13 protein-coding genes are annotated in these 14,266 nt (G+C 39.9%); 5 read left to right on the forward strand and 8 right to left on the reverse strand.

The window, feature by feature from the left end; all coding sequences use genetic code 11:
• Positions 1-8: 8 nt before the first annotated feature.
• The 6 genes from ACFFIP_RS05950 to cmk form a co-directional block, all read right to left on the reverse strand.
• Positions 9-689, reverse strand: coding sequence for an NADH:ubiquinone reductase (Na(+)-transporting) subunit D (locus ACFFIP_RS05950; RefSeq protein ID WP_382386664.1), 681 nt, complete (start codon positions 687-689; stop codon positions 9-11).
• Positions 690-714: 25 nt separating this feature from the next.
• Positions 715-1,491, reverse strand: coding sequence for an NADH:ubiquinone reductase (Na(+)-transporting) subunit C (gene nqrC / locus ACFFIP_RS05955; protein ID WP_382386665.1), 777 nt, complete (start codon positions 1,489-1,491; stop codon positions 715-717).
• Entirely contained in the window at positions 1,478-2,692 is a 1,215-nt protein-coding gene (locus tag ACFFIP_RS05960; RefSeq protein ID WP_382386666.1) for an NADH:ubiquinone reductase (Na(+)-transporting) subunit B, read from the reverse strand. The genes nqrC and ACFFIP_RS05960 overlap by 14 nt, the downstream gene beginning before the upstream one ends.
• A gap of 5 nt (positions 2,693-2,697) precedes the next feature.
• Positions 2,698-4,083: a Na(+)-translocating NADH-quinone reductase subunit A gene (locus tag ACFFIP_RS05965; protein ID WP_382386667.1), complete on the reverse strand. Its 1,386-nt coding sequence runs from the start codon at positions 4,081-4,083 to the stop codon at positions 2,698-2,700.
• A gap of 130 nt (positions 4,084-4,213) precedes the next feature.
• The gene (locus tag ACFFIP_RS05970) at positions 4,214-5,116 is read right to left on the reverse strand and encodes a 4-hydroxy-3-methylbut-2-enyl diphosphate reductase (protein ID WP_382386668.1); all 903 of its coding nucleotides are present in this window, start codon (positions 5,114-5,116) and stop codon (positions 4,214-4,216) included.
• Complete coding sequence (gene cmk / locus ACFFIP_RS05975) at positions 5,100-5,807, reverse strand: (d)CMP kinase (RefSeq protein ID WP_382386669.1); 708 nt, start codon at positions 5,805-5,807, stop codon at positions 5,100-5,102. The genes ACFFIP_RS05970 and cmk overlap by 17 nt, the downstream gene beginning before the upstream one ends.
• 154 nt (positions 5,808-5,961) lie before the next feature.
• On the opposite strand from cmk, the gene ade reads away from it, so the two are divergent.
• Together ade and ACFFIP_RS05985 are read left to right on the forward strand one after the other, a co-directional pair.
• The gene (gene ade / locus ACFFIP_RS05980; protein ID WP_382386670.1) at positions 5,962-7,596 is read left to right on the forward strand and encodes an adenine deaminase; all 1,635 of its coding nucleotides are present in this window, start codon (positions 5,962-5,964) and stop codon (positions 7,594-7,596) included.
• Between the two features lie 227 nt (positions 7,597-7,823).
• Positions 7,824-8,966: an acyl-CoA dehydrogenase family protein gene (locus tag ACFFIP_RS05985; RefSeq protein ID WP_382386676.1), complete on the forward strand. Its 1,143-nt coding sequence runs from the start codon at positions 7,824-7,826 to the stop codon at positions 8,964-8,966.
• Between the two features lie 130 nt (positions 8,967-9,096).
• Here the strand turns inward: ACFFIP_RS05985 and ACFFIP_RS05990 are convergent, their stop codons facing one another.
• Complete coding sequence (locus ACFFIP_RS05990) at positions 9,097-9,318, reverse strand: CsbD family protein (protein WP_382386671.1); 222 nt, start codon at positions 9,316-9,318, stop codon at positions 9,097-9,099.
• Positions 9,319-9,402: 84 nt separating this feature from the next.
• On the opposite strand from ACFFIP_RS05990, the gene ACFFIP_RS05995 reads away from it, so the two are divergent.
• Together ACFFIP_RS05995 and ACFFIP_RS06000 are read left to right on the forward strand one after the other, a co-directional pair.
• Positions 9,403-10,194 (forward strand): glycoside hydrolase family 16 protein, encoded by a 792-nt coding sequence (locus ACFFIP_RS05995; RefSeq protein WP_382386672.1) that lies wholly within the window; start codon positions 9,403-9,405, stop codon positions 10,192-10,194.
• Positions 10,195-10,287: 93 nt separating this feature from the next.
• Entirely contained in the window at positions 10,288-11,160 is an 873-nt protein-coding gene (locus ACFFIP_RS06000; RefSeq protein WP_382386673.1) for a geranylgeranylglycerol-phosphate geranylgeranyltransferase, read from the forward strand.
• Here ACFFIP_RS06000 and truA read toward each other — a convergent pair.
• Positions 11,155-11,940, reverse strand: coding sequence for a tRNA pseudouridine(38-40) synthase TruA (gene truA, locus ACFFIP_RS06005; RefSeq protein ID WP_382386674.1), 786 nt, complete (start codon positions 11,938-11,940; stop codon positions 11,155-11,157). The two genes, ACFFIP_RS06000 and truA, sit on opposite strands and share 6 nt — an antisense overlap.
• 307 nt (positions 11,941-12,247) lie before the next feature.
• Here truA and ACFFIP_RS06010 point away from each other — a divergent pair, with 307 nt between their 5' ends.
• Positions 12,248-13,774, forward strand: coding sequence for an immunoglobulin domain-containing protein (locus ACFFIP_RS06010; protein WP_382386675.1), 1,527 nt, complete (start codon positions 12,248-12,250; stop codon positions 13,772-13,774).
• The last annotated feature ends 492 nt before the right edge of the window (positions 13,775-14,266 follow it).

Raw genomic sequence — 14,266 nt, forward strand, 5'->3', positions numbered from 1 at the left:
TTAATTTATTAATGTTCAACATAACCTGTTTTGGTACGCTGTACCCAGATGATCAGACCAAGGATGATAAAAGCACCAACAGGAGACACCATCAATCCATTGGTAGCCAAGCTAAAGTCTTCGCCAAACAAACCGGAAACGGTATCATAGACAGGAACTCCGAATACGGAACCTGAACCAAGCAATTCCCTAAAGAAGGCAACTGCAAGGATAATCCAGGAATAACCCAAAGCTGACCCAAATCCATCTAGGACAGAATCATATGGTTTATTACCTAAAGCGAATGCTTCCAAACGTCCCATTACAATACAGTTGGTAATGATCAGACCAACGAATACGGAAAGCTCTTTATACATGTCGTAAGCAAATGCCTTCAATACTTCATTTACCAAAGTCACCAAAGAAGCAACTACGGCAAGCTGAACGATAATCCTAACCCTAGAAGGAATCGTATTCCTCATCAAAGAGATGGTAAGGTTGGACATAACCATTACAAATATAACGGATATCGCCATTACCAAAGTAGGCTGCATCTGTGTAGTAACAGCCAATGCAGAGCAAATCCCCAAAACCTGAATGGTGATTGGGTTATTGTCTACCAATGGATCAGTGATAAACTTCTTTCTTCTTTTCGACAAAAGTGCCTCAGCGGGTTTCTTTGCTTCTGCCTGTGCGGTTTCTGTACTCATTATATCTAAGTTATAATGTTCGTGATTAATTTAAAACAGCAATCTCTGAGGATTTTGAAGATTTCAGCTTCTCAAAGTACGCTTTATAGTATTGCAAATAATTGCTCAACATTGCATTCACACCATTGGCTGTAATGGTAGCACCAGAAAGACCATCTACTTTATGGATGTCACCGGAATAATCTTTCCCTTCCCCTTTCTGCATTGCCACTGATTGGAAAGCTCCAGATTCGTCAAAAATCTGTTTACCTTGAAAACGGTTTTGTACTGCCCCATCAGTTATCCTAGCACCAAGACCTGGGGTTTCACCTTTGTGACCGAAAGTAACACCTGCAATGGTATTCAAATCAGTATCTAAAGCCAAGAATCCCCAAATTTCATCCCAAAGACCAGATCCATACACCTGAACTACGTAAGCTTCTACAGCATCAGGATTGCCTTCCGCATGAAATATAAATACAGGATATTGACGCTTTTCTGGGGCCATTTTAAAGTTTTTAGCCACATTGACATTTTCAGCGATGATAGGATTGCCATCAGCATCTTTTTCTATTAGATTACCTTCGAAATCCACAACCTTGGAAGAAATCCTGTTTTCATAGAATTTTAAAATTTCATCAGGCTTCATGGCTCGAAGCTCGGAAGCTTCTAAAACTGCTCCTAAAATCTGTTTTTTAGTATCCAATTCTACAGCTTTCTTTTGGATTGGACCCAAAACCTGAGATGTACCAGACAGCAATAATCCGAGTACTACTGTAAGGATTATTGAGAAGGTGATGATATAAGCATTAGACTGTTGCACGTTGTAACCTCCTTTTCTTATTTGCTTTTACTACATAATAATCAATCAATGGCGCAAACACGTTCATCAAAAGAACGGCTAGCATGATGCCTTCCGGATAAGCCGGGTTGGTCACACGAATGATGACAGTCAACATACCGATCAACAATCCATAGATCCACTTTCCGGTTTCAGTTTGCGCTGCTGACACCGGGTCAGTCGCCATAAATACGATACCGAAAGCCAAACCACCCACTACCCAGTGGTATTCAGGAGCCATTGCCATATATTCATTCACTGCGAATAGGTTCATCACCAACCCCATCAAATAAGCACCTGCAAAACCACTCACAATGATTTTCCAGCTAGCTACACCTGTCGCTATCAAAATTACGGCGCCGATTAGGGCCATCAAGGTTGATGTTTCACCAATTGATCCTGGTATCCATCCCATGAAAAGGTTAGCGAAGCTATAAAGTCCGTCACCTAGTGCAGTGTTATGTTCGGCCAAAGCCTTGGTTACTGGCTCCCCATCCACACCGGCATTATATGCTACAGCTAGAGCTGTTGCACCAGAAAATCCATCAACAGGTGTTTTATCACCCAAATATGTCCATACCTGGTCACCAGAAATTTGTGCTGGATAAGCAAAATACAAGAACGCCCTTGCAGTCATTGCCACGTTCAGAATGTTCATTCCTGTTCCTCCAAAAACTTCCTTCGCCACGATTACCGCAAAAATGGTTGCCAAAGCAACTTGCCACAATGGTAATGTAGCAGGGACAACCAATGGAATCAACATGCCTGTTACCAGGAAACCTTCATTGATCGGGTGTTTTCTGATGACTGCAAAAGCAGCTTCTACAAGACCACCAGCAGCATAAGCTACAATAATGATCGGAAGTACAAGCTTCAATCCAATTAACAATTTATCTCCAAAATCCTCCCACAAACCTGCAGTCTGTCCTGTGGCTAGAAAATGTTGATGTCCTGTATTGTAAATACCAAATAATAAAGCTGGAATCATGGCTACCACAACGGTAATCATCATCCTTTTCAAATCGATGGCATCTTTTACCTGAGCACCTTTTATCGCATTGGTATGCTTAGGAGTAAACAAGAATGTTTCTCCTGCTTCAAACGCATAATAAAAGTTCTCTAACTTGCCACCTTTTTCGAAAAGGGGCTTCTGCTTATCCAACAGATCTCTTAGAAACTTCATATTGATTAACTGTATTGAATTAAATCTAGTCCTTTTCTTAATATTTCTTGTACCGGATGCTTGGACACATCTACAAATTCACAAAGTGCCAAATCTTCTTCTATCACTTCGTAAATTCCAAGTTCTTCCATTTCGTCAAAATCTTCTGCCATAATAGACTTCAACAAATACACTGGAAGAATATCCATAGGCGTTACACTTTCGAAAACCCCGGTCTGCACAAAAGCTCTTTCTTCGCCTCTTACGTTGGTATCAAGATTATACTCTTTGTTAGGCTTCAAGAAAGAGAACAAGCCAAGTGCCCTGTGGTAACTCAGTTTATCGGAAGTTGGCTTCATCCAACCCAAGAATTCCTGATAGTGACCCTCAGGCAATAAAGTGATCTGATTATGGTAATAACCAATATAGCCGTCCTTATTTATCTTTTCTCCAGTCAGTACGTTTCCTGAAACAACTCTAGTATCCGGAGCCAAATCAGATTTCTCATCCTGCTTCAAATTACCGTTCACCAACGGATCAACACAGGCACCGATAAAAGTTTTTGCATAAGCAGCTTTTTTCGCTCTGGATCCCGTCACTGCCACTATTTTGGAAGCATCATATTTACCCTCCAAGAACAATTTACCGATCTGGGCTACTCCATAAGGATTAACTGTCCATACGATTTCACCTTTACCGATAGGATTCAAATGATGGATATGTACCCCCACATTACCAGCTGGGTGAGGTCCGCTGAATTTATTGAGTTCAACACCTTTAGCATTTGTAAATATTGAGGCGACCTCTCCTTCACCATTAACACTTAGGTAAACCTTACCAGGAGTCAATTTGGATAAAATGTCAATTCCAGCCTGAAAATATTTATCCTGTCCTTGTAACAGAAAACCATAATCAGGAGCCATTGGATGTGTATCAAAAGCGGAGATGAAAATTGATTTTGGGGTATCCTCTGGATTGGCAACAATTCCAAAAGGTCTTTGTATGATCTGTGGCCATACACCACCTTTAGTCATATTGGCAATAGCATCATCTTTGCTCAATGACTTCAGATCGGATTCAGAATATTTATTGAATGACTCATATGAAATTTCTGAATCAGCAAGGATTTTGATTTCTAAAAGCTTCCTTCTATCACCTCTTTTGATTTCGACAATTTCACCGGACACAGGCGCTACATACTGCACCTTTTCCATGGCCTTATCAAACAAAATCGGTGTACCAGCTTTTACTGTATCACCTTCATTTACAGTTACTTTTGGTCTTTGCATACCGATAAAATCGGTGGGCTTTATTGCAAAAGTCTTGGCGGATTGAAAGTCTGCAAGTTGCTTTTCAGCTTTTCCTACAAGCTTTATATCGAATCCCTTCTTAAGCTTTACTGTTTTTGACATATGATTTTTGAACTGTATGGTCTTTTGAAAAACGCCTCAAATCTAATAAAATAGATCAGTTAATAGAAGATTATTTTGGTAATATTTGTGAGTCTTATTACAGACTTTGACAAATATTTGATAAACGGGCTTAACCCTTGTCCAAAACTAAATCCTGTTCTAATGACGAAATATGACGCTGAATCCGTTCCATCAACCACATTGGGGTAGATGTAGCGCCACAAATTCCAACTTTATCTTCAGGTTTAAACCACAATGGATTAATCTCTGTTTCGTTCTCCACAAAATAACTTCTTAAATTTTCATTTCTGCAAACCTGATAAAGCGCTTTTCCGTTAGAGCTTTTCTTACCGGAAACGAAAATAATCACGTCATTTTCCTGTGCAAATTTCTGCAGCTGAGGCTCCCTATTGGATACCTGTCTGCAAATAGAATCATTGGCATTGAAGTCAACCTCATTCAGCGCACCCTTTTCAGCCTGAATCCTTTCTTCAATTTTGGATTTCAATTCATAAAAACCCCTTGTACTCTTGGTTGTCTGACTGAATAAAGTGACAGGTCTGGAATAATCGATTTTTTCCAAATCTTTATCCTCCATGACCACTATTGCTTTTTCCAGAGTCTGACCCGTCAAGCCGATCACCTCAGCATGTCCTTTTTTACCATATATTACAATCTGACCATTCTCTTTCTCCATTTTGTCAAAAGCGGTCTTTACCCTGTGCTGTAGCTTTAGGACAACCGGACATGAAGCATCTATCAGCTCAATATTGTTTTCAATAGCCATTTTATATGTTTCAGGTGGCTCTCCGTGTGCACGGATCAATACCTTACAATCGCTCAATTGCTGTAGCTGATCCCTATCTATGACGACAAGACCCTTTTCACTGAGGCGCTTAACCTCCATATCATTATGCACGATATCACCCAGACAATAAAGCTTATCTGAAGATTCCATTTCATCTTCGGCCATTTTGATGGCAAATTCTACCCCAAAACAGTAACCTGAATTTTTATCAATGGTTATTTCCATATTCTTTGCTGTAAAGACCGATTTTTTCTTTGGCCAAATCCACTACTTTTTTTACCTGATCATCAAATTTCAGGTAACTTGTATCAACTTCAATTGCATCATCTGCTTTTAGAAGAGGACTCTCTTTTCTGGTTGAATCAATTTCGTCCCTTTCTCCTAAATTGCGGATAATCTCCTCCAGCTTGACCTCCACTCCTTTTTCCTGAAGTTCTTGCTGCCTCCTAGCTGCCCTGATCTGCAGATCTGCTGTCATAAATACCTTTAATTCTGCATCAGGAAAAACAACTGTACCTATATCACGGCCATCCATGACCACTCCTTTTGCATCACCGAGCTTTTGCTGCTGCGCTACCAATGCTGTTCTGACTTCTTTTATCTTACTGACTTCACTGACATAATCTGAAACCTCCATGCTTCGGATGGCATCCTCCACATTTTCACCGTTCAGATAGGTTTCCTGACGGCCATTGTCTGGATTAGCACGAAAAGAAATCTCAATTTGGCTTAAACTCGAAAGTATTTCCTTTATATCCGTAATATCCGTGCCATTCTTTAAAAATTGTAATGTAGCTGCTCTATACATGGCTCCAGAATCGATATAGGTGTAGCCTAAAATTTTGGCAACTGCCTTAGCGGTAGAACTTTTGCCACATCCAGAATATCCGTCAATTGCAATTACGATTTTGCGCATTTAATAAAAGTAGCCTTGGCTTTTTTAATTATAGGCGCAAATATAGTAGTTTTAATTCTATTTCCTTCCCGAATTAAATGTATTGCACTTCAATGTAAGGATATTCCATTTACTTGTTGAAATTTGAAAATCAATTCATTAAAAACACATGATTATGACTTCTTTTAAAGTTTTAGGACAACTTGTTGACATACCAAACAGATCTATTTTCCCGGCAGAAATTGAAGTTGACTATAAGACTATCGTCTCTATCCGAAAGATCAACCACTCACCGGAACTGCCTTTTATTTTACCCGGATTCATAGATGCACATGTGCATGTAGAATCCTCCATGTTGGTACCTTCGGAGTTTGCACGGTTGGCCGTATGTCACGGAACAGTGGCAAGTATTTCCGACCCACATGAAATTGCCAATGTATGCGGCATGGAAGGGGTAAATTACATGATCGACAACGGAAATCAGGTCCCTTTTAAATTTTACTTTGGTGCTCCCTCCTGTGTGCCGGCTACTCCTTTTGAAACTGCCGGTGCTGTTATTGACGCCCATGACCTCAATGAGCTGCTTCAAAGACAAGAGATTGTATATCTGGCGGAAATGATGAACTGGCCCGGCACTGTCAACAGAGACCCTGAGGTAATGGAAAAAATTGCAGTGGCCAAAAAATATGGCAAGCCAGTCGATGGCCATGCTCCAGGATTGAAGGGTGAACTTGCCGCTAAATATGCCTCTGCAGGCATCACTACGGATCATGAATGCTTTACATTGGAAGAAGCGCTCGACAAAGTCCAACTAGGGATGAAAATAGCCATCCGGGAAGGCAGTGCCGCGAAAAATTTTGATGCGTTGATCGATCTGATTGACGATTACCCAGGCCAGGTAATGTTCTGCTCTGATGATAAACATCCCGACAACTTAGCAGTAAGCCACATCAATGAACTGGCGGCAAGGGCAATTGCTAAAGGAAAAAACCTCTTTGATGTATTGGAAGCTGCATGCATGACACCGATCCACCATTACCGCATGGCTGTAGGTCAACTACGCATTGGAGATCCGGCAGATTTCATTTTGGTTAAAGACCTTAAAAAATTTCAAGTTTTACAAACCTACATCGAAGGGGAGCTGGTAGCCGATAATGGAAAAACACTTATCCGAAAGGTTGAAAATCCGGTCATCAATAATTTCAATACAGGCTTCAAAACCGAAACTGATTTTAAAATCAAAGCTCAAGGAAACAGGGTAAGGGTCATTGAAGCCTTGGATGGACAGCTGATCACTCCCGAAATCCAAGGAGAAATCCGTATCCAAGATGGCATCGCAATATCCAATCCAAAAGAGGATATCTTGAAAATCACAGTGGTCAATAGATATGAAGACGCCCCACCAGCAATAGCTTTCATTAAGAATTTTGGTCTAAAGGAAGGTGCTATTGCTTCCTCGGTAGGACATGATTCTCATAATATTATTGCTGTAGGTGTCGATGATGCATCCATCTGTAAAGCAGTAAATATGATCATTGAAAAAAAGGGGGGAATATCTGCAGTAAGTGATCAGGAGGAGATGATGATTCCCCTACCAGTAGGAGGAATTATGTCCCCAGAGGATGGTTATGAAGTTGCCCAAGCCTATACTAAAATTGACCTGTTGTCCAAGAAAATGGGATCTACCTTACACTCTCCGTTTATGACTTTGAGTTTTATGGCCCTGTTGGTCATCCCAGATCTTAAATTGAGTGACAAAGGATTGTTCAATGGACAGAAATTCAGTTTTACCGATGTGTTTTTATCCTGATTTCATACCTCTCATATAATTAGCAATGCTTGATAATTCAATATTTTATTTTGCTATAAATGTAAAATTAGAATTTTAACCCAGCGAATATTGACTTTATAACCAGCCATTTGGCTGCATGAAGAAATCCCAATGCATTTTATGGAATTCTGAATATGGATAAACCATTATCTTTCACAACAAGTTAAGTATCTTAGGAAAAGATAAACCCAAATAATTAGCGTATGATGAATTTTGATTTGAACGAAAATCAGACCATGATTGCCCAAATGATTCGTGATTTTGGGGCAAAAGAAATCACCCCTTTTAGAAAAGAATGGGATGACAATCAACATTTCCCATTAGAACTATTCAAAAAGCTAGGGGAATTGGGATTGATGGGTGTATTGGTGCCTACAGAATATGGTGGTTCAGGTTTCGGTTATTATGAGTATGTCACGGCTATTGCCGAACTGGCCAAACTGGACCCGGCGATTGGGCTATCCATGGCAGCACACAATTCCCTTTGCACCGGTCATATCATGATGTTTGGCAATGAGGAACAAAAAAGAAAATACCTTCCAAAACTGGCAACCTGTGAATATTTAGGCGCCTGGGGATTGACCGAGCCAAATACAGGTTCAGATGCCGGCAATATGAGAACAGTTGCCATCAAGGATGGAGATTATTATGTGATCAATGGTGCCAAAAACTTTATTACCCATGGTTATTCAGGAGATGTGGCAGTGGTAATAGCGAGGACCGGTGAAGTGGGTGACTCTCATGGCATGACTGCATTCATCATTGAGAAAGGAACTCCGGGATTTAGAGGAGGAAGAAAAGAAGACAAACTCGGGATGAGGGCATCTGAGACTGCTGAATTGATTTTTGAAGACTGTAGGGTACACAAAGATCAGATTCTTGGTGAAGTAGGAGAAGGATTTATCCAGTCCATGAAAATTCTGGATGGAGGAAGGATTTCTATTGCAGCACTATCTTTGGGTATTGCAGAAGGCGCACTCGAAGAGTCCATCCAATATTCAAAAGAAAGACAGCAATTCAACCAACCCATCAGTAAGTTTCAGGGTATCTCCTTCAAACTTGCCGATATGGCTACCCAAGTGGAAGCCGCCAGGCTCCTAACCTTCAAAGCTGCAGACTTGAAAAACAAAGGGCAAAAAGTGACATTGGCAGGTGCTAAAGCCAAATTATATGCTTCTGAAGTGGCAGTTTCGGTTTCCAATGAAGCAGTACAGATTTTTGGAGGATATGGTTTTACTAAAGATTACCCTGTTGAAAAGTATTACAGGGATTCAAAACTGTGCACAATCGGAGAAGGCACCTCAGAAATCCAAAAAATGGTCATTTCGAGGGAAATACTTAAAAAATAATAGCCCACGGATTCAAAAGCATAAAAGCTTGCAAAAAAATCACGCAGCAAATACAGTAAGTAAACACTGTAAATGCTGCGTATTTTTTTAGCCTAAAAGTATCATATTAGATAAGTGAAAATTAACAGGATTATTTTTTATGGGAAGGAACTTCCTGCTCTTCCTCTTTTCCAAATAAAAGCTTGGATAATTCTTCTTTAGCCGCCCCTGTTTTCTTTTGAATTTTTCCCAACAGCTGATCTTCCTGGCCTTCTGCATAAACAAGGTCATCATCTGTCAGTTCAGCATACCTTTCTTTTAACTTTCCCTTCAATTCATTCCAATTTCCTTGTATCTTTAATTCAAGTGACATATCAATAAGTTTTAAAGTTTAACATAAAATTTGATTAAAATAGAGCAAAGGCCATTCCAAAAACCATATTTTAAAATTTAATTTATGAAATATATAACATTTCCAGTATTACTCATATTGCTTTTGGCCTGTCAGCCCCAATCAAAACAGGCCCAACTGTTATGGTCTGATGAATTTGAAAATGAAGGTCTACCTGATCCTGAAAAATGGGTCTATGATGTAGGCGATCATGGGTGGGGGAATAATGAATTACAATATTATACCAAAGGAGAAACCCGGAATGCGAGAATTGAAAACGGTAATCTAATCATCGAGGCCCATCAGGACAGTATTTTTGAAAAAGGATACAGTTCGGCCCGTCTCTTGACCAGAGGAAAGGCTTCCTGGCAATATGGATATATCGAAGTAAAGGCCAAACTCCCAAAAGGAATAGGTACCTGGCCTGCCATATGGATGCTTCCTGAAGGAAATAAGTATGGAGGATGGCCGAAAAGCGGTGAAATAGACATCATGGAACATGTAGGATACGATCAGGGAAATATCCACGGAACAGTTCACACTGAGGCATTCAACCACATAAAGGGGACCCAAAAAGGCAAACAGGTTGCTGTGCCTACCTGTTCTGAGGAATTCCATGTCTATGCCATAGATTGGCAGGAACACAAGATTGATTTTTACCTCGATGGAGAACGCTACCATACTTTCGAAAATACAGGAGAGGGTTGGGAACAATGGCCTTTTGACCATGAATTTCATTTAATTTTCAATATTGCAGTGGGGGGAAACTGGGGAGGTGCCAAAGGCGTTGATGCAGATATCTGGCCGCAGCGAATGGAAATTGACTATGTTAGGGTATATAATCAAAAACCAGAATAATTACCATAGATCAGAATCATCAATTAACGCTAAGCATTAATAGGTAGTGAGGGAGAATGAATTACAATTGGTAATTTGTTCTATTTTTGCATCATGGGTCTAAAAGCAATTGCGAAGAATTTAAGTTTTTGGAGTTTACTGAAAATCAGTAGACCCGTCAACCTGCTCATTCTCGCTTTTGCCCAGATCATGACCGCTCTTTTCTTGGTGGAGACAGACCGTATGGGACTGCCTGTTTACCAGGACATCAAATTATACCTATTGATCATTACCACACTGATGATTGCCGCAGCAGGGTACATGATCAACGATTACTACGATGTCAAGATAGATTATATCAACAAGCCCGACGAAGTCATTATCGGGAGGACCATGAAAAGACGGGTGGCCTTGTTTTACCACTCAGTGCTTAATTTCACAGCCATCGGAATAGGGGTATTCATAAGCCCTAGGGTTGCATTAGTCTTATTCTTCGCTGCTTTCCTTCTCTGGTTTTATAGCAACCTTCTTAAAAGGCTCCCATTCATTGGAAATCTCACCGTAGCTTTACTGACCGGCGCATCCATTTGGTTAATAGGTTATTTTTACCAGAAATCAGAACTACTGGTGTTGACCTATGCTATTTTTGCCTTTTTCATGAACCTGATCAGAGAAATCCTAAAAGATATCGAAGACCGGAATGGAGACCGGAAACATGGCTGCAAAACCTTGCCCATTGTAATCGGTTTCAGAAACACCAAAAGAGTGATCTTCGCCATTGCCATTGTATTTGTCTGTTCGATTTTAGTGGTTACTTTCAAAATCAACAATCCAAAGCTTTATTATTACTTCGGAGTATTGAGCATCCTGTTTTTGATTTTTATGTATAAAATCTATTATGCAGACAGGAAGCTACATTTTACACAACTGAGTTTGCTCAATAAAATCCTGATGTTTGCCGGGATCGTCAGCATGATATTTTTATAAGTTTTTAAACTGAAGATCCTGTAAGATAAGCCCATTGGCAGGAGCATGCCGGACTAAAGGCCTGCATTCTTCAGAATGTAAAGCCTGATTCATATCACTTAGGGAAATATTTCCCAACCCTAGTTCAACCAAGGCTGAAACCATCATCCTGACCTGATATCTCAAAAAGCCATCTCCCCTGACTTTAAAAATAAGCGCATTGTCGGGAACAAGACCTGTACCTGCCCGAGGGTGTGGAATAATTGCTGATTCAAAAATTTCCCTTTGGTAATTATCAGTCAATTTATCAATGGAGCAAAACTTCCTGAAATCATGCTTGCCTAGAAATAAGCTCGCACCTTCCTGCATGATTTTAATGTCAGGATTGCCTGGAAAATAGGCAAGATTGGCTGCGGCAAAAGGGTGGAATTTCTCTCCAAATGCCATATGGTAATGGTACTCTTTCCATTCAATATCCTGGATGACATTAAAAGTCTTGGAAACCGGGAGGCAGGAAAGCAACCTGATGTCAGCAGGAAGGTTTTCATTAACCTTTTCCAAAAACCCAACTTGCTCCAAAGGCGTTCTTAAAAACAACTCAAAAGCCCCTTTTTGACAGGAAACCCCTGAATCTGTACGACTTGCGCCAAGGATGTTAAAGTCTTCATGTCCCAGTACATACCTGATACCTCTTTCCAGTGTGCCTTGAATGGTTTTGACACCTTTCTGCTTTTGCCAGCCAGAATAACGTAAACCGAGGTACTGAAGGTAGAAAAGGTAGGTAAAAGGCCTTGTTTGCATGAGGTAAAAATGGATGAAATATGGATCAAAATCAGTTTTTCATGTGAAAATAAAAGTTTTTATTATTTACATAAAAATTATTAATAATTAAAGATGACTGATTTTTATCATGTTTTTAAAAACATCAAAATCAAAAAAATATTGTTTTTTAATTCCATTTTACTATTTAAGCCCAAAGAAAAAAAACTAAATCAATTTATTTAAAATAAGTATTGTTTATTTATAAATAGTATTTTTTGCTTATCGTGTACGTTTTTTTACTTTTCATTTACTTTTTATTACCTTAAACAATATTATTTGAACGCACATGAGAACACAAAACTTTGTAAGGAACCTAAACTGGGTTTGGGTACTTACTCTTGCTGTGATTTTTACAGCATGTAGCCAAATGGATGGCCTAGAGCCTGATAGCAAAACTTTAGAAGGTAAAAGTGAAGAACTTTTTAGATTGAGCCCTTTCGGAAATGGATTTGAGAATGCGAGGGTTCCTACAGGAGGAACTACTTCTACTCCAAAGTCGAATGGTGGAATTACCCCATATATCATTCCTGGGGCAAATGAAGGAGGCAATAGAACTTGTGCTGAAGTAGCAACCGCTTACGGCATTGCTTCTTTTGGAACTTCATTTGAACAAAGGAATGCTCCTTTTGCCGACAATAAGGCTACATTTACTGGATCAGATGGTGCAGTAATAACAGCAACCACCGATGGCACATTCGTCTCTTGGAGCATTGAGGTTCCTGCAGGGTATTGCGTTAAATATCTTGCTGCAGTTGTAAAAGGAAGTAATGATGCGAATGTTTACTTCTATGAAGGAGATGTAAGAGGTGACTCTGGATTGGCTTCACCAGTTGCCGGAGGTAGTGGCGGTGCTGCAGCGTTAAGTAACCTTCGTTTTTGCTATACCTTGGAGGAAAAACCCCAAGCTCCAGAAGTTGTAGGTGATGAAGAATGTTTTGAAGAAGATTTGGTACTGAGAGCCACATTGGCAGATGGTGTTACTATTCCGGATGGATATAAGTTACAATGGTACAAAAAAGTTGGGGATGAATTTGTAGAAGTTGATGATCCAAAATTGGATAAAGTGGGCACTATTGACTATTATGCAGCATTTGTTAACGGTTGTTCAAGTGAAATGTCAAAAGCTGCCACCTTGACTATCTGGGCTTTGCCTGATGCACCAAAATCCAAAGGAGATCAGGAGGAAGAAGCCTGCGATATTAAAAAACTTACTGCTTCTGTTGAGGTAGCTCCTGAAACCAAAATTGTATGGTATGATGCTCCTACTGGCGGTAATGTAGTTGAAGATCCTTCCTTGGTTTATGATGAGACCAAAGGTGGTGTTCAGACTGTGACTTTCTATGCCGAAGCTGTAAATACGGATACAAAATGCATCAGTGCAACAAGGACTGCGGTTAAATTGACGTTAAATCCTTGTCCACCTCAAGAATGCTGGACAGGTGAGTCTGCAACTGGTTTGGGAAATGCATTCCCAACAGGTCCAAGTACCTGGTTCCAATGGAATACTAAAGCTCAATTAATAGCTGGAGTTGATCTGGTATATGGCAGAAATTTGGTGCCAATAGGTAGAGTTACCCTTTCTGGTGGAATAATAACTGTTACCCTTAATGAAGGGATTAGATTTGCAGAAGGTAGCGGTGCCCTTAAAGTCATAGCATCTAATACTCAATTTACGCGATTCAGTGGTTTCTCAGGAGCTCTAAGCAATGCAACAATAAATGGAAACACTGCGACAATATCTGTTCCTGATAGAGCTTTCTACTTCGTTCACGGAGATATTGAGAAAATTATTGAATGCCCAATTCCAGAATAATAGTATCATTTAACCCTTAAAAACCAAACCCCGGTAGCTTGAGTTACCGGGGTTTTTTGTTTGTCTTAGAATTGTGATTTGAACCTTTCCCTGATACCTAATTATCATTAATCTGCTTTTTTATCATTCTTGGCTATTATCGCTTTGTGTACCAGAGGCACAACCCATCGGTAGCAAATCCAACGCCCAAATGACCCACCCCGTCCCATAGGGACGGCCTATTGGTAAAAAAAAACGATCCATTCACTAACCTGTAGAGCTTGTCCACCAGCATACGAGTACTATTCACGAGGGCTTGTCCTTGTCACCTCGACGAAGGAGAGGTCTATAGAAACGATGCAAGCAGAATTAGATTTCTCCCTACAGTCGAAATGAATTGTGTTTAATTTCAAGTTTTGATCCAAATATTATTTTAAAATAGGATTAAGATGTCTGTAGTTTTTATCATATCCAACACCTGATTTAGCAACTGCAAACGCTTGTTTAATCAAC

The sequence above is a fragment of the Fontibacter flavus genome (genome assembly GCF_042432905.1).
In the GTDB taxonomy this organism is placed as follows: Bacteria; Bacteroidota; Bacteroidia; order Cytophagales; family Cyclobacteriaceae; genus Fontibacter; species Fontibacter flavus.